Genomic DNA, 22,401 nt, shown 5'->3' with positions numbered 1-22,401 from the left:
TTTCGGGAGGGTTAGGGTGAGGGGCTCTTCCAACCTCAAACCAAATGCAAAGCCGTGAGCAGCATGTCGATCACCTTGATCCCCACGAACGGCACCAGAATCCCGCCCAGTCCGTAGATCAGCAGGTTGCGCCGCAGCAGTGCCGCCGCACTCGCTGCCTGCACGCGCACGCCGCGCAATGCCAGTGGAATCAGCACCACGATAATCAGGGCGTTGAAGACGATCGCCGAGAGGATCGCGCTCTGCGGACTGGTCAGCTGCATGATGTTCAGCACGCCCAGTTGTGGGTAGATCGCGGCGAACAGCGCCGGCAGGATCGCGAAGTATTTGGCGACGTCATTGGCGATGGAAAACGTCGTCAGCGCGCCACGGGTCACCAGCAATTCCTTGCCGATCTGCACCACGTCCAGCAACTTGGTCGGGTCGCTGTCGAGGTCGACCATGTTCGCTGCTTCGCGTGCGGCTTGCGTGCCGTCGTTCATCGCCATGCCGACGTCAGCCTGGGCCAGCGCCGGGGCGTCGTTGGCTCCGTCGCCGCACATGGCGACCAGACGACCGTCGTTCTGCTCAAGACGGATGCGCGCGAGTTTCTTCTCCGGGGTGGCTTCGGCGAGCACGTCATCCACGCCCGCTTCAGCCGCGATCGCGGCAGCGGTCAGCGGGTTGTCGCCGGTGACCATCACGGTGCGAATCCCCAGTTTGCGCAATTCGGCAAAACGCTCGCGAATGCCTGGCTTGACCACGTCTTTCAAGTGAATCGCGCCCAACAGTTTGCCGTCGGCGCAGACCAGCAACGGCGTGCCGCCGCTCTGCGCGATCTTGTCGATTTCCCGCGACAGCGCCGGGGCCAGATCGGAGCGTTGTTGACCGAGGAACGACAGCAGCGAATCCACGGCGCCCTTGCGATAAACGCGGCCCTGATAGTCGACACCGGACAAGCGGGTTTCCGCGCTGAATGGCACAGCGGTCAAGCTATCGAGCGCAGGCTCAGGCTGTGGGTGCAGACCGCGCAAGTACTCGACGATCGATTTGCCTTCGGCGGTTTCGTCCGCCAGCGAGGCAAACAACGCGCCTTCGGCCAGTTCGCGACCATTCACGCCCGGCGCGGCATACACCGCGCTGCAACGACGGTTACCGAAGGTGATGGTGCCGGTCTTGTCCAGCAATAGCACGTGCACGTCACCGGCCGCTTCCACCGCGCGCCCGGATTTGGCGATCACGTTCAGCCGTACCAGACGATCCATCCCGGCAATACCGATGGCCGACAGCAGGCCACCGATGGTGGTCGGAATCAGCGTGACCAGCAGCGCCACCAGAAACACCAGCGGCAGGTTGCCGTTGGCGAAATGGGCGAACGGTTGCAGGGTCACCACCACCAGCAGGAAGATCAGGGTCAGGCCGATCAGCAGGATGTCGAGGGCGACTTCGTTCGGGGTCTTCTGGCGTTTGGCGCCTTCGACCAGCGCGATCATACGGTCGAGGGTCGATTCACCGGGGTTGGCGGTGATCTTCACCAGCAGCCAGTCGGACACCAGACGCGTGTTGCCGGTAACCGCGGAGCGATCGCCGCCGGACTCGCGAATCACTGGCGCCGATTCACCGGTGATCGCCGCTTCGTTGACCGCCGCAATGCCTTCGATGACTTCGCCGTCACCGGGGATCATCTCCCCCGCTTCGACGCGCACCACGTCGCCTTTGCGCAGGCTGGCGGCGGGCACCACCTGGAAGCTGCCGTTGGCCAGTTTGCGCCGCGCGCTGAGGCCTTCGCTGCCGGCCTTGAGGCTGTCGGCGCGGGCCTTGCCGCGACCTTCGGCCAAGGCCTCGGCGAAGTTGGCGAACAGCACGGTGAACCACAGCCACAGAGCAATCTGCGCGGCGACGAAAGTCGGCACGACATTGTCCGGGATGAAGCACAGCACGGTGGTGAAAATCGCGGTCAGTTCGACCACCAGCATCACTGGCGAACGCACCAGCTGGCGCGGGTCGAGCTTGACGAAGGCTTGCACCAGCGCTGGACGCCACAGGGCCGAAATCGCGGTTTTCGGTGCTTCTGCCGACTGGGTCGGCACTGCAGATTTTGCAGGAACATGCATATTCATGATCGATTCCTTAGAAGCCCATGCTCAGGTGTTCAGCAATCGGACCGAGCGCCAGAGTCGGCAGGAAGGTCAGGCCGCCCACCAGCAAAATGGTCACGGTCAACAGGGTCACGAACAGCGGGCCGTGGGTCGGGAAGCTGTTCTGGCCGATCGGTGCGCTTTTCTTCATCGCCAGGCTGCCGGCCAGGGCCAGAACCGGAAGGATGTAACCGAAGCGACCGATCAACATGCCCAGACCGAGCATCAGGTTGTGGAACGGGGTGTTGGCACTCAGGCCACCGAACGCCGAACCGTTGTTCGCACTGGCCGAGGTGTAGGCATAGAGCAACTGGCTGAAACCGTGCGGGCCGGGGTTACTGATGGTCGCCGCCGGGCCAGGCAGAGCCGCCGCAATGGCGCCGAGTACCAGCACGCCCACCGGCATCACCAGCAAGGTCACCACCAGCAATTGCACTTCCCGCGCCTGCAGTTTCTTGCCGAGGTATTCCGGGGTGCGGCCAATCATCAGGCCGGCGAGGAACACCGCGATCAGCACGTTGAGCAACATGCCGTAGAGCCCGGCACCGACGCCGCCGAAGATCACTTCACCGACCATCATGTTCACCAGCGCGACCATGCCGCTGAGCGGGTTGAGGCTGTCATGCATGCCGTTGACCGAACCGTTCGACGCCGCCGTGGTGGTCACCGACCACAGCACGGTGGCGGTGGTGCCGAAGCGCGCTTCCTTGCCTTCCAGCGGCGCGGTCTGTTCGACAGCAACGTTGTTCAGCGCCGGGTTAGGCTGATATTCGGCCCACAGCGAGGTCGCACCGCCGATCAGGAACAGCGCCAGCATGCAGGCGATGATCGCGCGGCTCTGACGCTGATCTTTCACGTAATGACCGAAGGTGAACACCAGCGCTACCGGAATCAGAATGATCGACGCGAGTTCGAACAGGTTGCTCCACGCGGTCGGGTTCTCGAACGGATGCGCCGAGTTGACACCGAAGAAGCCACCGCCGTTGGTACCCAGTTGCTTGATCGCAATCTGGCTGGCCGCCGGGCCGAGCGGGATCACTTGATCGACGCCCTGCATGGTGACGGCATTGACGTATTGCGCGAAGGTCTGCGGTACGCCCTGCCAAACCAGGTACAGCGCCAGCAGCAGGCATAAAGGCAGCAGGCCATAGAGGGTGGCGCGGGTCATGTCGACCCAGAAATTACCCAGAGTCTTGGCCGACTTGCGCCCGATGCCACGGCACAACGCAACCAGCACGGCGAGACCGGTGGCGGCGCTGACAAAGTTCTGCACGGTGAGACCGACCATCTGGCTCAGGTAGCTGAGGGTCGCTTCACCGCTGTAGGACTGCCAGTTGGTGTTGGTCATGAAACTGACCGCGGTGTTGAACGCCTGAGTCCATTCCTGGCCCGGCAGGTTTTGCGGGTTCAGCGGCAGGTGATCCTGAAACAACAGGATCGCGAACAGCAGCAGGAACCCGGCAAGGTTGAACGCCAGCAAGGCCAGCGTGTACTTCTGCCAGCTCTGCTCAGCCTGCGGATCCACCCCGGCAATCCGATAGCAACCGCGCTCGACCGGGCCGAGAACCGGCGTCAGCCAGGTGCGCTGACCTTCCATCACCTTGTAGTAAAAACGCCCGAGGAACGGCGCCGGCAGCAAGACCACCGCAAAAAACGCGAGGATCAGCCAATAGTCATAACTGTGCATAGCCGCTCCTAGTTCCGGTCCGCGCGCAAAAGCGCAACCAACAGATAAATGAACAGCCCGGCTGCCAACAGCAGGGACACCCCGTCCAGAACGCTCATGGAAGATCTCCGTTTTACGGCGTATTGCCGCGTGTGGAGGCATTGTCGGAAAGGAGGCTGTAAAGGAACGAGACCGAGGGGTGCTGAGAGGCATAAAGAAAGCGTAAAGAGTGGGTTTATGCTGGCGTTACAGTAGAGTTTTGCGTCGTGTGGGCGGGCCTCTTCGCGGGCAAGCCACGCTCCCACCGGTTTGGCGGTGGTACTGGAATCTGTGAACGACTCGAATCCCTGTGGGAGCGGGCTTGCCCGCGATGACGGCAGCACAAACGACATCGCACCCAACTGGCGCACGAAAATGTGCCCATCCGGTAATGAACATCTTGGATAACGACAGCTTTCAGCCTATTGCGACCTGATGCACAGGACTGGCACGCCCACTGCACACGCCCTCCCCCGAGCTTTCCAAACCGTTCCGGGAGCATACGCATGAACACACAACTCAAACCCACGCTGGGCACCTTGCACCTGTGGGGCATCGCCGTCGGGCTGGTGATTTCCGGCGAGTATTTCGGCTGGAGTTACGGCTGGGGCGTGGCCGGTACACTGGGTTTTCTGGTGACCTCGTTCATGGTCGCGACCATGTACACCTGCTTTATCTTCAGCTTCACCGAACTGACCACGGCGATTCCCCATGCCGGCGGGCCGTTCGCTTACAGCCGTCGTGCATTCGGTGAGAAAGGCGGGCTGATCGCCGGGCTGGCGACGCTGATCGAATTCGTCTTCGCACCGCCAGCGATTGCCCTGGCGATTGGCGCTTATCTGAATGTGCAGTTTCCCGCCCTCGATCCGAAGCACGCAGCGGTCGGCGCCTACATCGTGTTCATGACCCTGAACATCCTCGGGGTAAAACTGGCCGCGACGTTCGAACTGATCGTCTGCGTGCTGGCGGTGATCGAATTGCTGGTGTTCATGGGGGTCGTCGCTCCAGCGTTCAGCTTCAGCAGTTTTGCGTTGAACGGCTGGGCCGGCTCCGATGTGTTCGGGCCGCCAGCGATTGCCGGGATGTTTGCCGCGATTCCCTTTGCCATCTGGTTTTTCCTCGCCATCGAAGGCGCGGCAATGGCTGCCGAAGAAGCCAAGGATCCCAAGCGCACGATCCCCAAGGCCTACATCAGCGGCATTCTGACGCTAGTGCTGCTGGCGATGGGCGTGATGTTCTTCGCCGGCGGTGTCGGTGACTGGCGCACCCTGGCGAACATCAACGACCCGTTGCCACAGGCGATGAAAACCGTGGTCGGCGACAACTCCGGCTGGCTGCACATGCTGGTGTGGATCGGCCTGTTCGGCCTGGTGGCGAGTTTCCACGGGATCATCCTCGGCTACTCGCGGCAGTTCTTTGCCCTCGCCCGCGCCGGTTACCTGCCGGCGTCGCTGGCGAAGCTCTCGCGCTTCCAGACCCCGCACCGGGCGATCATCGCCGGTGGCGTGATCGGCATCGCCGCGATCTACAGCGACGGCCTGATCAACCTCGGCGGCATGACCCTCACCGCGGCGATGATCACCATGGCCGTGTTCGGCGCGATCGTGATGTACATCATGAGCATGCTCAGCCTGTTCAAACTGCGTAAAACCGAGCCGAATCTGGAACGTACTTTCCGGGCGCCGTGCTATCCGCTGATTCCGCTGATCGCACTGGTGCTGGCGGTGGTGTGCCTGATCGCCATGGCTTGGTTCAACGCGCTGATCGGGCTGATTTTCCTCGGCTTCATGGCAGTCGGCTTCGGTTACTTCCTGCTCACCGGGCAACTGCGCGCCGATGCGCCGGCCGATGCGATGCTCACGGGGCGATAACACATCATGTAGGAGCTGCCGAAGGCTGCGATCTTTTGATCTTGTTTTTGAAAAAGCAAAGTCAACAGATCGCAGCCTTCGGCAGCTCCTACAGGAATTAAGGTGCGGCGGGGATATCGGGCCTAGAATGGAACCACTGCGAACTCACTTCGCTCATAAGTGATATGCAGCGTCGCTGGCGAAACCCTCGCCCGTCGAGCTGCCATTAAGGAGAGCCGTTATGCCCTGGTATGCCTGGTTGATTCTGGTCGTTGCAATCGGCTCGATCGTTGGCGGATTGATGATGTTGCGCGACACCGCCAACAAGGTTGAACTGACCGACGAAGAACGCAAACGCGTTGCGCAGCGAAACGCCGAAGCGGACATCAAGGACGCGCAGGATCGCTGAACGAAAAACCCCGCCAGAATCGGCGGGGTTTGTTTTTTTATGGATTTGGACTTATCCGCACGCTTTTTAGAAGTAGAAGTACAGTCACCATTCAATTTTCCTTGGTTAAGATGGTGGCCTTGTCGCGGAGAGTCGAAATGCGTTACTCGCAGGATCACAAAGCCCAGACCCATCAGCGCATCATCAAGGAGGCTTCGGCACGATTTCGCCAGGACGGTATCGGCGCCACCGGTTTGCAGCCATTGATGAGAGCACTAGGGCTGACCCATGGCGGGTTCTATTCACATTTCAAGTCCAAGGACGATCTGGTGGAAAAAGCCCTGCAAGAGGCTGGAGCGCAGCTGGACGCGCATTGCGCCATGCTGTTCTCCGAGGCGCGCCCGCTGGAGGCATTCATCGACAGCTACCTCTCCGAATGGCACTACAGCTCTGCGCACGAAGGCTGCCCGTTACCGACCATGTCCTCGGAAATGGGTCTGCGCGGTCAGCCCAGCCCGACCACCGACGCGGTGCTCAACAGCCGACTGGAACAAGTGCAAAGCACACTTGAGGGCTCATCGGCCGCTGATCGCAGCATTGTTATCATGGCTACACTGGTGGGCGCACTGGTGCTCGCACGCAGCGTCGAGAATCCGCAGTTGGCCCAACGGATTCTCGACGTCACACGTGACGCTCTGAAGAAAGATCAGGACTAGCCTTCCCAGCGTTTGAACAGCACGCTGGCATTCACCCCGCCAAAACCGAAGCCGTTGGACAGCGCATATTCGATCGGCATCGACCGCGCCTGGCCGTGAACGATGTCCACGCCTGCACTTGCCGGGTCAGGGTTTTCCAGATTGAGCGTCGGCGGCACAACCTGATCGCGGATGGCCAGTAACGTGAAGATCGCCTCCAGCCCGCCGGCCGCGCCGAGCAAATGCCCGGTAGCGGACTTGGTGGAAGTGACGGCGATTTTGTTCTGCTCGCCAAACACGCTTTTGATCGCCGCCAACTCACCCAGATCGCCGACCGGGGTCGAGGTGGCATGTGCATTGAGATGCTGCACCTGATCAGGCGCGACACCTGCCTGAGCCAGCGCCAACTGCATCGCGCGTCGTGCACCGCTGCCATCTTCCGGACCGGCGGTCAGATGATAGGCGTCGGCACTGGTGCCATAACCCACCAACTCGGCCAATGGCTGAGCACCTCGGGCCAGCGCATGCTCCAGCGATTCGATCACCAGCAGACCGGCGCCCTCGCCCATCACGAAACCATCGCGACCGCTGTCAAACGGGCGCGAAGCGCGTTCGGGGGTGTCGTTGTAACCGCTGGATAGCGCTCGCGCCGCGGCAAAACCGGCCAGGCTGACCCGATCGATGCACGCCTCCGCCCCGCCACAAATCGCGATATCCGCTTCACCGGCACGAATCATCCGAGCAGCATCACCAATCGCCTGGACCCCGGCCGCACAAGCAGTCACCGGTGCGCCGAGCGGGCCTTTCAAAGCGTGCTGGATCGACACATGTCCGGCCGCCAGATTGACCAGAAACGATGGGATGGTGAACGGCGACAGACGACGCGGGCCACGACTGTCCGTGGTGCGTACGGCGTCGGCGATTGCACCAAACCCGCCAACACCGGAGCCGATGATCGTCGCGGTGCGCTCCTGATCCCTTGCCTCGGACGGCTGCCATCCGGCTTGCGCCAACGCCTGGCGCGCCGCTTCCAAGGCGAACAGGATGAAGCGATCCATCTTCTTTTGCTCTTTGGGTGGCGTGGCAAGGTCCGGATCGAAACCGGCCTCGACGTCCTCCGCCGCCGTTGGCACCATTCCGGCGACGCGGGTCGGCAGATCTGCGCTCACCGCGTCCGGCAAATTACGCAAGCCCGAGCGCCCGGCCAGCAAGCGCTGCCAGACAGTCTCGACATCGCTGCCCAAAGGAGAAACCAGCCCCATGCCGGTAACAACAATTCGACGTTGACTCATACCACAGTTACCTCTGATCAGTTCTTGTAGCGTTCAGCCGCCGAACTGCGCGACAGATTCGGTGCCATGACATGTCGTGCACGAACAAAGGCCTGCCATTCACCTTCGTCAGGCAGCGACGGGATGGTGATCAACTCGCCCTGATCCAGACCGGCCAGCGCCGCATCGACCATCTCACCCGCCTCCATCACCATCTCCGCCGGAATGCCACTGGCGTCGATGCCCGAGCGCTCCCAGATTTCGGTGCGGGTAACGCCCGGTAATACCGCTTGTACCTTGACGCCGGTGCCTTCGAGTTCGGTGTTGAGCGACTGGGTCAGGCCTAACACGTAGGCTTTGCTGGCGCTGTAGGTCGCGTTGAAACGCTCGGGAAACAGCGCCACCACCGAGGCAATGTTGATGATCGTGCCACGACCAGCCTGAGTGAAACTGGCGGCAGCCGCCGCAGCCAGCAGGGTCACGGCGGTGACGTTCAACTGAATCAGGCGCTCCAGTTGCTCGGCGTCAGCATCGGCCAACAGACCATTGGCTGCCACACCGGCGTTGTTCACCAACAGGCTGATGCTCGAATCACTGCGCAGGCGCTGCTGAAGTTTCAGCAGATCATCCTTTCGCGTCAGATCAGCTTTGAGCACTTCGACCTGAATACCATGGGCTTCGCGCAATTGGCTCGCGGCACTTTCCAGACGTTGCTGATCACGGGCCACCAGCAGCAGATCAAAGCCCCGCGCCGCCAGCCGCTGTGCGTAAACGGCACCGATACCGGACGATGCACCGGTGACAACAGCGGTACCTTGAGACTGAACCGAATTCATGAGGGTGCTCCTGAAACAGGGGGGAACATTAACCTCCAACCCACACAGGTCTGGAGGCGACGGAAATTATTATAGGCATAATACCAAGACAATATGATACCCGTAATTTTCAACTCGCCGACAGACGCGCGAGCCTCCCTCCACCGAATTTCCGGCATCCCGAAAACAGAAAGGCCGGTCAATGACCGGCCCCTTGGCGTTGAATAATCAGCTTAGTTCACTTCCAGCTTCTCGCGATTGCGATCGAGAATCGCCTTGCCGATGCCTTTGACTTCCAGCAGCTCATCCACCGATGCGAATGGCCCATTAGCATCACGGTACGCAACAATCGCTTTGGCCTTCGCCTCGCCTATCCCGGACAATTGCTTTTGCAGAGTTGCCGCATCTGCACCATTGAGATCGACCTTTTCACTCGGGGACTGCGCCTGGGCATCAGTCACCATCGTCGCCTTTTCGGTGGAAGAAGTAACAGCAGGCGCTGCAATTACGGCAACTGAAGCACCGGTAAGCAGAGCAAAAACCAGAGAGTAGAAAAAACCGTTACGCATAAATGACACTCCATGACATGGTTTGAGAAAGCAGCTTTTCCCAAGCTGCTCTTACAAACCTAGGCCATGGAGGGCAGGTGTCAAAAATTCGTCTATTACAGAATGTGAAACAATCAAGGTTCGAGGCGGCGCTGCTGGTAAATCCAGTCGACGATTTCGCCGTCGGGGGTATAACCGCTGACGGTTTCGCGCAGAAGTTGACGAACTCGGGAATAGTCGTCCCTATCTACCGCAGCGAGCAGATCGTTCAGCTTGACCTTGAGTGCGTCCCAGGGAAGATGGTCTTCATTGGCTGTCATGATCATCGGATGGGGCGTGGCCGCCACGTTATCGCCGATCAACAACTCCTCGTAGAGCTTTTCACCGGGTCGCAAACCGGTGAATTCGATTGAGATATCACCCTGAGGATTGCGATCGGAACGAATGCTCAATCCCGACAAATGGATCATTTTCTCCGCCAGCTCGACGATTTTTACCGGTTCGCCCATATCAAGCACAAAGACATCGCCGCCCTGCCCCATCGAACCTGCCTGGATGACCAGTTGGGCCGCTTCGGGAATGGTCATGAAATAGCGGGTGATTTTCGGGTGCGTGACGGTCAGCGGGCCGCCGGACTTGATCTGGCTGTGAAACAGTGGAATCACTGATCCGGAAGATCCCAATACATTGCCGAAGCGGACCATGGTGAAACGTGTCTTGTTGACCCGGGAAACATTGGCTTTGTCGCCGAACAGGACCGGAGCAACCTCACGGCTCAGTGCCTGGAGTGTCAGCTCGGCAAGTCGTTTGGTGCTGCCCATCACATTGGTTGGGCGAACAGCCTTGTCGGTCGAGATCAGTACGAAGTTCGACACACCGGACTGCAATGCGGCCTGGGCAGTGTTCAACGTGCCAATGACATTGTTCAGCACGCCTTCGGCAATGTTGTGCTCAACCATTGGCACATGTTTATACGCAGCCGCGTGATAAACCGTATCAACCTTCCAGGTCTTCATCACATCAAGCAATTTGTCCTGATGGCGGATGGAGCCAAGGATGGGCAGCAGGCGCACAGAAATTGATTCACGGGTGCAACGCGGCTCCAGCTCGGAAAGAATGCTGTAAAGATTGAACTCACTGTGTTCGAACAGTAGAAGCGTGGTCGGGCCTAGCGAAAATATCTGCCTGCACAACTCGGCACCGATCGACCCCCCGGCCCCAGTGACCATGACAGTCTTGCCCTTGATACAGCGTTCAAGCAGATCGGGCTGTGCTGGCACGGCATCGCGTCCCAGCAAGTCGGCAATGTCGACCTCCTGGATATCCTCGACCTTGACTCGGCCACTGGCCAGATCGGTGAAATTGGGTACGCTGCGAACATGGAGCGGAAAACCTTCCAGCATATTGAGGATTTCCCTGCGCCGAGCACGGGTCGACGATGGCAGCGCGAGAAGAATCTCCTGCGCACCCGTCATGTCGATCATCTGTTGGATATGCTTGGGTTTGTAGACCTGAAGACCCGAAATGGAGCGCTCGGCAATACCTGCATCATCATCAAGAAAAGCGACCGGGCGCATGACGCGGCCCATGCGTAGTGCAGCCACCAATTGATTGCCGGCGACACCGGCACCGTAAATCGCAACCTTGGTAAGGCCGTCATCACGATTGGCAAAAGGAACATGCTGCGCTGCGGTAAACCAGTCGCCCATAAAGTACTGACGCATGAATAAGCGCAGACCGCCGATGATGACCAGGCTCAACCACCAATAATTGAAGATGATGGAACGCGGGACAACGGCTTCGTGATTGCTGTACCAGAACACCACGAGGGCCAGGATCAACGACGAAAGGCTCACGGCCTTGACGATCGCGATCAAGGCATCGTTGCCAAAGTAGCGCATGACTGCCCGATACATGCCAAAACGCACAAAGAGCGGAATCGCGATCAGCGGCGCTGATACGAACAGCCAAAAATGCGCCCTGAGAGGGTTGTACATATCGTCGACACCAAGGCGCACAATGAAGGCCAGCCAAAGCGCCAACCAAACGAGTACGACATCGGTGGCTACCTGAATCAGCCTTTTCTTGCGGCGAGGTAACCCAAGTAACAAAGCCCGAAATCTATCCATAATGCTTTCGTTCTCATCAACTTTCGATACTAAGTCCACGACTCAGGCAATATCCCTGAAGAATACAGCACCCGTCAGCCGGATGCGCCATTGTCATGGTCCTTGAGTGGCGCCTTCCAGTGCACCGGCGTGATATTTAATAGCCAGCAGTACCAGCGGAACATAAGCCAACAGCACGCCGGCCAGCCCCGGAAAATCAAGCCGCACAACGCAGAATGCAATGGGCAGCAACCAGAAAAGATTAATCAATCCTACGCACAGCGTAACCGGCAGATGTTTACCCACCTGACGAGAGGCAAACTGATAAGCATGCGAACGATGAGCCTCATACACTTTGTCGCCCCGCAGCAAACGCCTCAAAAGAGTAAATGTCGCGTCAACGATAAACACTCCCATCAGGATCAACCAAGGCCAGATTAACTCGGGTTGCTTGAAAGCGGCCTGAAGCGAGAGTCCGGCCAACACAACGCCGAGGAAGCCACTGCCAGCATCGCCCATGAATATCTTCGCAGGTGGGAAATTCAAAATCAGAAAGCCGGCAACACAGGTGGCGAGTAACAACGGCGCCAGGATCAGTTCGAAATGCTGGGTGATGCTGTACAGCACAACCATCCCCAGACAGGTTGTCACCGCTTCGACTGCGGCGATTCCATCGATGCCATCCATGAAGTTGTAGAGATTCAGCATCCAGACCAGATAGACGGCAGACAGCACCAGCCCGATCACGCCCATATCGAGCGCAAAACCCGCCATCGTGATCGTTGGAAATGGACCGAGTGGAGCAATGACCAAAACGGCTGCTGTGAAGTGTCCGATCAGGCGCCAACGCGCAGCTATATGGCGATGGTCATCGATAAAGCCAATTATTGCGACGAGCGCCCCTGCTCCCGCGCTACTCATAAGCGTCGAACTATCGACCTTGGAGAAAAACCACGCAAGTGTCAGAAATACAAGATACGTCAATACAAACGCCACACCACCACCACGTGGAGTCGGTACTGAGTGGGAACTTCGCGAATTGGGGACATCCAGAAGTTTTCGGTGCAGCGCGTAATGACGCAAGTAAAGGGTCAGTGCAAACGACATGACCAGGATCAACAGCATCCACAAAAAATAATAATCCATCACAACCCGTCACCCTGTAATTCTCGTCGAGCAAGGACACTGTGTTTCGCAGTAATTGTGACTTCGCTGATATGTGCAAAGAAAACAGTTACTGGAAACACATTTATCTTTAGCCCCCTATACAGCGGCTTTTTCCACTTGCGGCACAGACTCCTGAACCGACACTTTCTTAGTCGAACGGGCATATTTCTGCATCAGTGGACGCTCAAAGAAATGCCAGGACACGGACGCCAGCGTAATGGTCAACACCAGAGCCAGCACTACAATTTGTTCAAAGCTCAGCCAATTCAGACGCTTGAGCGAAAGCAGCACAGGAAGGTGCCAGAGGTAGATGCCGAAGGAGATCTCTCCCAGATAAGTGAGCGGCCACAACAGGCGCTTGACCTGGACGCTTGGGGTAATCACGCAGGCAGCAAAAATGATCATGCCAAATGACACTGCAATGAAGGTTCGGAACAACACGACCATCACCGGGATGTCCCAGAAACTGGCGTGTCTCCAATAGATGGAAAGCATCAAATAAAACACTGCGGCGGCGACGGCACATACGCCCAGGGCAACAGGCAGCTTCTGACAGTAGTCAAAAATCCTGTGCCCCAAGTCACTGCGAAACAACTTTGCCATCACAATACCGATGGCGAACTCATCCAGCATCCCCGGCAACTGTGTCGAGACCAGAAAGATCTTGAAGGGTCCCATTGCATCAGGCTCAACAAACCAGACCGTCCCCAACCGCCATGCCCAGGCCACCATCAAAAACGCAAACAGCACTTTCCAGATGCGAGCGACGTACAGCCACGGGGAAACCACCACCATCAGTGCGTAAAACTGCATCTCGGTCCCCAGCGACCAGTTGCTGCCGTTTATTGCACCGTGAAAGGCGGGAAAGAGGTTATGCAGGAAAAACAAATGCGTCAGCAGATTTGCCCAAAATCCCTGAAACATGACCTCAGGCATAATGAAAGCGATGAAAACGAGCATGGTCAGGTAATGAAGTGGCACGATCCGGGCGATACGACGCCGGATGAAATCCACGCGAAACCCTTGCGCACCGAACTTATCAATGCCTGAAAACGCTGCGAGGCCGATCACCAGACCCGAAATTACAAAAAAAAGGTCAACTCCCATCCAGCCAATTCGAAACCAGCTCAAAATACCTTCAGCTGGAAACGCCTTCCATGAGAAGTGTTCGATGATGTGATAAATCACTACAGATATAGCTGCAAATCCCCTTAACAAATCGATCAAGGGAAAGTGCAAAGATCGACGCTGCTGTAAAATTTCCGTAGTCATAATCGCAATATCAAGCCAGTGTGAGTCGAACTACCCTGTGCGTCTGACTTCATTCCATTCTCAGGACACAGGACAATAAAAAAATCGGCCAGCCCGCATGACGGGCTAGCCGATGTGCAACATTAACCCAAGAGCTTGTTCTTCAAACCCCGAAGCCCCTGGTTGCGCAGGACTTCCCAGCCCTTCTTGGCCATCTCGCCACCGGTTCTCGGATTCATGATGGATTGCTTCAGCAGGCCACCCAGGCGCGACCAGTCCACGGTTTCCATGCCACCACGAAAACCTGGGGTCAGCACTCGCGAGAACTCGAGCAACGCTGCCGCTTCTTGCTTCTTGTCGTGGAACTGCGGGTATTCGACCTTACCTTGAGTTTCCCACCAAGCCTTGTAACCGGTGGCATCGAACGGTTCCGGGAACGCACGCTGCAAGTCGATACGCTCACGATAAACAGCGCGGGCGCCCTTGCTGATCGGAGTGCCATCAGAGTATTGACCGTAGGCCCACACTTCTTTGGCAAGCGGATCTTCCGCCAGCTTCTTGGTTTCATCGTCGTACCAGTTAACCAGCTTGCTGACTGCCGAGTTGGTACCGCCATTTTTCGCCGCCATGACGCGGTGAGCACCGCTGTCAAAACCGGTGAAGTGATAAAAGCCCAAAGGCTCGCCGTTCACCAGGTAAGTCCCGTTGTCATCAATAGTGATTTCACGAGTGGTCAGGTTCCATGGTGCGACGTTATGGCGAGGTGTACGCATGATCGCGACACCTTCAAACAGCGCAGGTACCAGGTCGATCCACTTCTGGTCAGTAAACAGGCCATTCGGAATGTCGGCACGGCAGAAGTGGTAAATCCGCTCACCCCACCAGTTGGCGAAGGCCTTACCGGTATCTGTTGCTGCAACGGCGGCGAAACCCAGGTTATAGACACCGTGCTTCAGGCTGCAGATTTCGTTGTCCATCACTGCCGCAAGGCTGGACTCAGGTGTAATCTGGTGTGGCGTCAACACGACGTTGGATTCATCAAGTGCAGCAACGATGTCATCCAGGCGCGAGAAGGCGACGGTGTCCGGATCCAGATAGATAACTTTGGCGGTATCCGGCAACGCAAGCAGTCGTGACAACGTGAATGGCTTGATGGCAGTGGCAAGCTCAACGATGGTGTGGCAGAACGCCCAGGCTTTCCAGTGTGGAATATTCAATTCGCTGAGAGGAATGACCTCGTCGAAAGGCTCGCTGCTCAGGTCAATATTGTCACGCAACTCATCAGCCAGAGCCAAATGCAGGCGCCATTCTGGATGGTGCTCACGCAGCGAATTGAACAACATCCTCACTTTCGGAATGTAGTTGAATGCTGCGCTGGTGAAAACGTGCACTTGAGTCATTTCCAATACTCCTAAACCGAATAAATTCTTTTATGAAACATTACCAGCTCACTCAGAACTGACGGCACGTCGAAGTTCTTGAGTATGAGCGCTTTTTGATAGCTGGCAAGACGTTCTGCGGGTGCCCCTAGATCAAAACTGGCTACGGGCAATTTCATTTCCATCAACTCTTGGACGACGTAAGAGAACGTTTCTGGCCAAATGGACGGGAACAGCATGACATTCACGCCCGAGGATTCGATCAATTTTGCCAGATCGTCATGCTTGTAGTGGCCGGTTTGTGTAACCACCGACGCATCACACTGCGTCTCGATCGAACCGATGATGACAATCTTGATGTCAAGCTGCTGACTCATGATCTCTTCAGACAAACGCTGGACAATCTGAGCCCCTTTATGGAGCCCGATCTGCCCCACCACCCCGATTCTGAGTTCGGAGGTCTGGGAAGGTTTCACTGCGCCAAAATCGATGTATTCAACCACATGCGGCTTGACCACGGCGCGCGACAAATCAATAGATGGATAAGCCTTGCACAGCAGTTCCAGCGTGTTGGTGGAGAAGGTACGCACCTCATCCGCAACACTGAGGACAGTTCCCCACAGCGCTCGCCATTGATGCATATCTCGAGCACTGAACAGCGAAGTAAAACCGTTGTGGTTATTCAACAAGCACGACTGGCACTTGCTAAGGTCGGGAATACCACAATACTTGTTGGTGTCATCGATCAGGAAGTGTGAAGGACACACCATGAAAAAATCGTGGACCAGCAACAGCAACTTTGAATTGAGCTCTTTTTTCAGTTCAATAATAAGTTGAGGGATCTCTTCCGAGCGTGCAAATGAAACGCCCGTATTGTAGACGATCTCGTCAATCTTCAGCGACTTGCACAGCTCGATCAGAAACTCGTAGCCGGGAATCGACAATGTCTCACTCGTCGCGCCTTTCCTGACCATGAGGACATAAGACAATGTGGCAATATGGAAGCTGAAAATATAAACAACTTTCCCTTCCTGAATTTTTTCTGCGACCAGGCGTTCGCGATAATGGTTGGCACCACCACCCAGATCATGATCAATAATCAGGACCGAGGATTGCGAGCCCGTAACACCCAACTGATCGCGTGCGTTCGACACATCATTTAACGAACCCGAAGGACGGTTACGAGTATATCGCTGGATTTTCTCGACCAACAATTTAAACTTCAACTGCCTGATCAACGACAATCCACGCTTGAAAAACGCCCAAAACTGCTTCGCCAATGGCAACGCATTGGCTGACGTTTTCTCTAAAGAAATTAGTGAGGAAACCGAGACAGGAAGCTCTACCGAAGCACCATCGGCAAACTCAATCAAAAGAAATAAGTTATCACCATTTTCGGCATCGGCTTTACAACTACCGTACATAACAAAACCGGAATGCAAGGCATTTTGCTTGCCGGAAAAATGAGAGGAGACATCTTCCCTCGGATTCCCGTAGCTAGCCGGAATTGCTTGAAAAGAGCCATTTTTGGTCTTGACCGCCAGTTTAACGCCTACGATCACCTTCTCTTCGTGAAAAGCCCAGCCAAATCCAAAATAAGTCTGGTTCCGCAGTACTAACGAATCAACGGACCAATGTAGCTTTTCCACTATCAATTCCCTTCACTTTTTTTAATAGCATCGAGCTCAGCCAAACGAGAAATTGCCAATTCCTCCGCAAAAGCCTTGGCATCTTCTGTAAGTTGTAGCCTTTCCCTTAAAGCTTGATTCTCTGCATAGAGCCCAACAATCTGATCCTGCTTTTCAGTATTCTCCTTGAGTGCATTGAGTTCATCCAATCGAGAAATGGCCAACGATTCAGCATAAGCCTTGGCATTTTCTGTCAGTTGCAACTTCTCTGTCAGTGCACGAAGCTCTTCACCAAGTTTTTTGGACTGCTCTACACTTTTTACATTGAGTGCATCAAGCTCGCCCAAGCGGGAAACGGCCAGAGCGTCAGATTCGTCTTTCGCGCTTTCAATCAGACTCAACTGCTTTCTCAGATCATCATTTACCGTGCTAAGGAAATGGATTCTATCCATTGAGCTGACGTTGGCGTTTAATGCATCCAGCTGAGCCAAGCGGGAGATCGCCAAAGATTCTGCGTAGCTCTTGGCGTCTTCCGTAAGCTTTAACTGATCCTGAACCTTTTGAATTTCAGAACATAGGCTGTTTATCTCATCCAGGCGTCCGAACGCCAGATTCTCAGCGTACTTCTTAGCCGTCAGCGTTTCGTTGAGGCGAGCGTGGAGAGAGACCTTTTCAGCGCTGCACTCTTGTAATTCCAGCGAAACTCTGTTGAATGCACTACGCAATGCATTTCGTGCAACTTCGTCCAACGCCGACAGAATAAAACCTTCGGAAGCTACAGATGTCTTCGATGAAATATTCAATGCCGAAGCACACTGAACGGCACCGTCGATGATTTCTACAGAATCATTCAACGAGAACATAAAAGGCTGATCGATATTGCCAACAAACTCCAACATATCAGAGTTCAAACACTCAAACGCGAGCTTGACTCCCTGTTTCCACATGCTGATCGCTTGTTCACGCTCACTAGCATTCCAGTGAATCATACCGGCATGATAGGCCGCACTGACCTGCTTTGTTCCAAGTGTCGGCGTAATACTGGAAATCTGGCTATTCACAACACTTTTGTAATATTGCAGCGCTCGCTGTTGAAAATTCGCTCGGTGGCAAAATCGAGCTTGAAGATAATTTAACGAAACACACCACCTGCGAACATGTGGATTATCCGACTGATCATTTTTCAGATATACATCAACCGCGTTACTCCAATCCAACAGGTCTACTGCTGAATCCGCCTCAAAGTATCTCCACCCAAGAATTGCCAATGCTGCACCTTGGTCCGCGCTGGCATCACTCGAACATGAGAGTATCTGTTCCGATAATTTGAACAGTTGCTCAGCATTCTTTATCCTCCATGGAATTTCCACCACGGAATGGACAATCCACGGATTTTCGTAATACCGAGCGAAATCAACAAGGTGAGTCTTGCCATTAAATTTCGGCAAGTTTCTCTCTTCATACGGCGCAGAATACTTTACAAGGGGACTTCTGAAAAACGAGAGAATCCAGTTACTCTCAGCTGTCTGCGCCTCAAGTGCAGCAATGCTCAGACTTGATTCAAAAAGCAGCCCCTTGGCCTCAAGAGCTGATTTATTCTCGGGGGAAATATCCCCGTCAGCACACGAATCGTTCGAACACCGAACCAGAAGACGACCACCAGGCCGTAGCTTCTCCGCTGCAAGAGCAGTGAGAAACGTAAGTCCTGCCGAATCCACAACAGCATCGATGCAAACGATCGTATCGATGTCACGACTTGATTCGGGAACAACGCCTTTTAGAGCAACTGTATCAATGGCGCCATCGGTCAATACCGAGAGAGGGATCTCACTGAATACGAAGTTTCGTGCAATCGAGTGGTTTTTAAACAAACGCAGACTTGCATTCGAACCTAAAAACAGAACGTCTGACAGAGGCGAAAAATACTTCGTTGCCAATTCCTTATAGGCTTCGATATCCAGCAGAGACTTAGGAACGCCACTGTCACGCAGGTTCACAAAAGTGCTCAATGGATTGGCAAGCAATTTGTGAGCGAATACCGATTTGTATGCCTCGGGATTCTCCATGGCACGGTGAGCCATGTGGACGATATCCTCTCCGGCCCACATTGCGAACAACCCGCCCAACTGCTCCAACGTGCCCTCAATCTTCCAGGTATTGGAAGGCAGGGCGATAAATGGAGTGTTCGCGAGTAAAGCCAGATAGACGGCGTGGTGGCGACCTGTAATAACAAGCTTCGCTGCGCGAAACTTTCTTAAAGTATCCCGCCAGTCATTTACACTGTTTTCATATTCAAGCGGAAAGTAAACACAATCAGCAGAAAATTCGGCGTTGGCTCCTTCCAGAACCTGCCTTACATCCTCTCGAGACAAATGACAGTCGGTGATAATGACCTTGTCACGATAGTTTTCGTCAACACCTGGGTTGAACCGTGCTCCAACAATCGAATCGGATACAATTCGCGAGTCAATGCCCAGGCTAGACAAGTATCTGAATGAGTTCACCTCTCTGACGGTCAAGTCATCAAGCTTTGCCAGGACATCGAGATAAACAGGTACATCCTGCAAGACCGCATTCACCAAAACGGTGCGCTTGCCCAGCTCTTGAGCATAGGCGAGGATGGCAAGCAAATGAAGGCCTGATCCGTGATGGATCGTGCCTTCACCATTGACCACCACAGCATCAACTGCAGAAATTTCTGCAGCCAGGGCACCATTTGCAAGAAAATCACGGGTTGATTTTTCGTCACCCTGCCACAAATCATGAAACTCATTGACGAAGTGTCGATATTCGACCACTGCCCCCACTTCCGAGAGCATTCTGTCGTGAGCATCCGACACGGCAAGGCAACCTATATGGTGATAGCTGCTGGTGTCATTGAAGATGGCAACTTTCATGCTGAATGCTCTATAAGTTTTTGTTCAAAACCCAAATCGCAAATACCGCCAACAACATGTTCTTGCTGTTTGATTGCCACAGTAAAGAAGGCAGCTTCGTCCATCCAATGCAATATTTGCTGCGACCCATAATACATATCATGCTCACGAGTCACCGTCGCCTGTACCTCGTAGAGGTTTGCACCAAGCGTGCAGGCAGCATTAAACTCCACCGCAAACTCCGTACCTGCGCTGAAGTTCTTCAACCAAATAATTTCAGACGCGTCAGCATTCTTCAGTGATGCGCGCATATCATGATTCAATGTGCCCCATGAAGTAATCTTGACGCCTTCCTTGTTTCGAATACGAAATGCAACGTTGACATTATTCAGATCAACGTTCGCCCGCAGCGAGACCTTGATCGTGAGGCGCTCGCCAATATAAAAATGCGAGACCTCAACACCTTTGGAATCGAGGATTTTCACACCCAGAATTTCAGCTTCGAGATCACCAAAAGACTTGATCTTGTTATGTTTCTCCGGAAGTTCAACGCCTTTGACCTTTGCCTCTTTAACCGCCGCTGTAGTGGCTGCCGCATTGGCCGTCAGCTTTGCACCGTACTCAAGAAAGCTCTGGCGTTCGTCCTCATGAAGCATCCGACGATACTCCAGAACGACGTCAGATGATTTACCCCACATCTTCCTCACCCCCTTGTGCAGAAGCAAAGCTCGGTGAGTCAGGGTGCGAACGCTTTCCTGATCGTGGGAAACAAAAAGTAGCGTGGTGCCATCAGAAATCAGCTTTTCAATCTGCTGGAAGCAGCGCTTTTGAAACAGCGCATCGCCAACCGCGAGCGCCTCGTCAACGATAAGGATGTCTGGAGTGACCTGGACCTGTACGGCAAACGCCAAACGAACCAGCATCCCGCTCGAATATGTTTTAACCGGCTGGTTAAGGTGATCACCGATATCTGCGAAAGCAGCGATTGCGTCAAAACGGTCTTCGATTTCTTTCTGGGTCAGGCCGAGGATCGTGCCATTCAGAAAAATATTCTCACGGCCTGTAAAATCTGGATTGAACCCCGAGCCAAGTTCAAGCAACGCAGCAATCCTGCCAAATGTCTGCACGCTGCCGGTGGTCGGGTTCAGTGTGCCGCAAATCATTTGCAAAAGCGTTGATTTGCCCGAACCGTTTCGGCCGAGAATACCAATCGACTCTCCTCGCTTGACCTCAAACGAAAGATCGCGAAGCGCCCAAAATTCTTTGTAATACTGCTTTCTCACTGGAGAAAGCATTTGCAGCAAGCGGTCGCTGGGCTTGTCGTAAATGTGATAGCACTTGCTCAGGTTCTCAACTTTGATCGAGATATCAGAGGACATCGGCAAACCCCTTTCTTGTTTTTTGGAACCAGGCGAAACCCAGCCAGCATACGACGACGGAGACCGCCATGCAGATTGAGTAGAGTCCCCAATCAATACCTTGCCCAAAAAATAATACGCCTCGCGCCAACTCAATCACTGGGGTCAGAGGGTTCATGAAAAGCAGGCCGCGGAATTCTTCGGGAATGGCCGTTGCCGGATAGAAGATCGGCGACAAAAACATCAGCGTCGTTGTAATAATACCGATCAGTTGCGATATATCACGCAGAAAAACCCCGGACGCAGCGAGCAACCAGGAAAACCCCATCACAAACAATATGAGCGGCAAAAAAACCAGAGGAATAAGAAATACGGTCAAATGAGGAATACCAAAAAGCAAGGCATAGGCTGCAATCCAGACACTTAAACTGATCAGCGCATGAAACAGAGCCGCCCCCATACTGACCCAAGGCAGAATCTCAAGAGGAAAAATAACTTTCTTTACATAATTTATATTACTTGTAATCAATAACGGTGATTTATTGATACATTCAGCAAAAAAGTTATAAACCAGCAGACCGGCAAACAGTACCAGGGCGAACTCGACTTTAGAGTCACCTCCTCCACCCCAGCGCGCCTTGAAAATAACACTGAACACCAGTGTATACACACTCAACATAAATACTGGGATCAGGAATGACCACAGGATACCCATCATGGAGCCGCGATAACGCCCAACAATTTCGCGTTTGACCAAAGCCTTGATAAGTCCGCGATTTTTCCAGAAACTACTGACCATATTCAGGGGCGAAATTGAAAACTTTTCCATTACCAGCACACCTCAGCATCGCTCGGGAGATTTCCTGCACCATCTGAAACGATGCGTAACTGCCTAACGTTAGTTCCCACAATGATCGACTCGCAAGCCCCAAAATGTTCTGCTACACCGTTCATAAAAATCACAGAATCATCCACTTGACCAAACTTCATTTTAAATCCATCTCATTGATTAGAGAAAAGCGAATGATTAGTTAGTCATGTGCAAAACAACACTTCCATGACAACTTCCAAAAACCACTCCACTTTAACTCCACCACATTAATCCTTTAAGTAAGATTGGTAATGCACCCCAAGAGGAAATATTTCGACTCAAAACTCAACGGGATCCACTACTCTCAAGCACAAAAACAAATATAAAAATACCCCCCATTATACATCACAACAAAAAAAAGATACAGCCCCAGT

General features: G+C 54.5%; 17 protein-coding genes. 3 read left to right on the top strand and 14 right to left on the bottom strand.

The window, feature by feature from the left end:
* Nucleotides 1-35 precede the first annotated feature (35 nt).
* Genes kdpB through kdpF form a run of 3 tightly spaced genes read right to left on the bottom strand, consistent with a single transcriptional unit; the run spans nucleotide 36 to nucleotide 3,902 of the window.
* On the bottom strand, nucleotides 36-2,099 hold the full coding sequence (gene kdpB, locus ACU680_RS04035) for a potassium-transporting ATPase subunit KdpB (RefSeq protein WP_448178692.1): 2,064 nt from the start codon (nucleotides 2,097-2,099) through the stop codon (nucleotides 36-38).
* Nucleotides 2,100-2,109: 10 nt separating this feature from the next.
* Nucleotides 2,110-3,804 (bottom strand): potassium-transporting ATPase subunit KdpA, encoded by a 1,695-nt coding sequence (gene kdpA, locus ACU680_RS04030; RefSeq protein WP_400764252.1) that lies wholly within the window; start codon nucleotides 3,802-3,804, stop codon nucleotides 2,110-2,112.
* An 8-nt stretch (nucleotides 3,805-3,812) separates the two neighbouring features.
* Nucleotides 3,813-3,902: a K(+)-transporting ATPase subunit F gene (gene kdpF, locus ACU680_RS04025; RefSeq protein ID WP_007963673.1), complete on the bottom strand. Its 90-nt coding sequence runs from the start codon at nucleotides 3,900-3,902 to the stop codon at nucleotides 3,813-3,815.
* A 426-nt stretch (nucleotides 3,903-4,328) separates the two neighbouring features.
* Here kdpF and eat point away from each other — a divergent pair, with 426 nt between their 5' ends.
* The 3 genes from eat (at nucleotide 4,329) to ACU680_RS04010 (ending at nucleotide 6,776) form a co-directional block, all read left to right on the top strand.
* A complete protein-coding gene (gene eat / locus ACU680_RS04020; protein ID WP_448178691.1) occupies nucleotides 4,329-5,693 on the top strand; it encodes an ethanolamine permease in 1,365 nt (454 codons plus the stop codon).
* A 220-nt stretch (nucleotides 5,694-5,913) separates the two neighbouring features.
* Nucleotides 5,914-6,081, top strand: a complete 168-nt coding sequence (locus ACU680_RS04015; RefSeq protein ID WP_003226857.1) for a DUF2897 family protein — start codon at nucleotides 5,914-5,916, stop codon at nucleotides 6,079-6,081.
* A gap of 137 nt (nucleotides 6,082-6,218) precedes the next feature.
* Nucleotides 6,219-6,776, top strand: coding sequence for a TetR/AcrR family transcriptional regulator (locus ACU680_RS04010; RefSeq protein ID WP_367085295.1), 558 nt, complete (start codon nucleotides 6,219-6,221; stop codon nucleotides 6,774-6,776).
* On the opposite strand, the gene fabF is transcribed toward ACU680_RS04010, so the two are convergent.
* The 11 genes from fabF to ACU680_RS03955 all read right to left on the bottom strand — a co-directional run bounded on the left by fabF (nucleotide 6,773) and on the right by ACU680_RS03955 (nucleotide 21,985).
* On the bottom strand, nucleotides 6,773-8,047 hold the full coding sequence (gene fabF, locus ACU680_RS04005; RefSeq protein ID WP_448178690.1) for a beta-ketoacyl-ACP synthase II: 1,275 nt from the start codon (nucleotides 8,045-8,047) through the stop codon (nucleotides 6,773-6,775). The genes ACU680_RS04010 and fabF overlap by 4 nt on opposite strands.
* A gap of 17 nt (nucleotides 8,048-8,064) precedes the next feature.
* Nucleotides 8,065-8,862, bottom strand: coding sequence for an SDR family NAD(P)-dependent oxidoreductase (locus tag ACU680_RS04000; RefSeq protein WP_448178689.1), 798 nt, complete (start codon nucleotides 8,860-8,862; stop codon nucleotides 8,065-8,067).
* Between the two features lie 212 nt (nucleotides 8,863-9,074).
* Nucleotides 9,075-9,410 (bottom strand): ComEA family DNA-binding protein, encoded by a 336-nt coding sequence (locus tag ACU680_RS03995; protein ID WP_400764245.1) that lies wholly within the window; start codon nucleotides 9,408-9,410, stop codon nucleotides 9,075-9,077.
* Between the two features lie 113 nt (nucleotides 9,411-9,523).
* Complete coding sequence (locus ACU680_RS03990) at nucleotides 9,524-11,518, bottom strand: polysaccharide biosynthesis protein (RefSeq protein ID WP_025113105.1); 1,995 nt, start codon at nucleotides 11,516-11,518, stop codon at nucleotides 9,524-9,526.
* Between the two features lie 93 nt (nucleotides 11,519-11,611).
* On the bottom strand, nucleotides 11,612-12,643 hold the full coding sequence (locus ACU680_RS03985; RefSeq protein WP_400764243.1) for an MraY family glycosyltransferase: 1,032 nt from the start codon (nucleotides 12,641-12,643) through the stop codon (nucleotides 11,612-11,614).
* A gap of 117 nt (nucleotides 12,644-12,760) precedes the next feature.
* Nucleotides 12,761-13,936: an acyltransferase family protein gene (locus ACU680_RS03980; RefSeq protein WP_400764240.1), complete on the bottom strand. Its 1,176-nt coding sequence runs from the start codon at nucleotides 13,934-13,936 to the stop codon at nucleotides 12,761-12,763.
* A 122-nt stretch (nucleotides 13,937-14,058) separates the two neighbouring features.
* On the bottom strand, nucleotides 14,059-15,315 hold the full coding sequence (locus ACU680_RS03975) for a glycosyltransferase family protein (protein WP_367085301.1): 1,257 nt from the start codon (nucleotides 15,313-15,315) through the stop codon (nucleotides 14,059-14,061).
* A gap of 11 nt (nucleotides 15,316-15,326) precedes the next feature.
* Complete coding sequence (locus ACU680_RS03970) at nucleotides 15,327-16,943, bottom strand: glycosyltransferase (RefSeq protein ID WP_367085302.1); 1,617 nt, start codon at nucleotides 16,941-16,943, stop codon at nucleotides 15,327-15,329.
* Nucleotides 16,944-16,945: 2 nt separating this feature from the next.
* Nucleotides 16,946-19,819: a polysaccharide pyruvyl transferase family protein gene (locus ACU680_RS03965; protein WP_448178688.1), complete on the bottom strand. Its 2,874-nt coding sequence runs from the start codon at nucleotides 19,817-19,819 to the stop codon at nucleotides 16,946-16,948.
* Nucleotides 19,816-21,177 carry an ABC transporter ATP-binding protein gene (locus ACU680_RS03960; RefSeq protein WP_367085304.1) on the bottom strand — a complete coding sequence of 454 codons (1,362 nt, stop codon included), beginning with the start codon at nucleotides 21,175-21,177 and terminating at the stop codon, nucleotides 19,816-19,818. Before ACU680_RS03960 ends, ACU680_RS03965 begins: the two co-directional genes overlap by 4 nt.
* The gene (locus tag ACU680_RS03955) at nucleotides 21,167-21,985 is read right to left on the bottom strand and encodes an ABC transporter permease (protein ID WP_367085305.1); all 819 of its coding nucleotides are present in this window, start codon (nucleotides 21,983-21,985) and stop codon (nucleotides 21,167-21,169) included. Before ACU680_RS03955 ends, ACU680_RS03960 begins: the two co-directional genes overlap by 11 nt.
* Between the last annotated feature and the right edge of the window lie 416 nt (nucleotides 21,986-22,401).

It is taken from the genome of Pseudomonas sp. LF020, from assembly GCF_053456425.1.
Note: the sequence above shows the minus strand (reverse complement) of the source record. Positions and strands in the feature narration are given on the sequence as shown.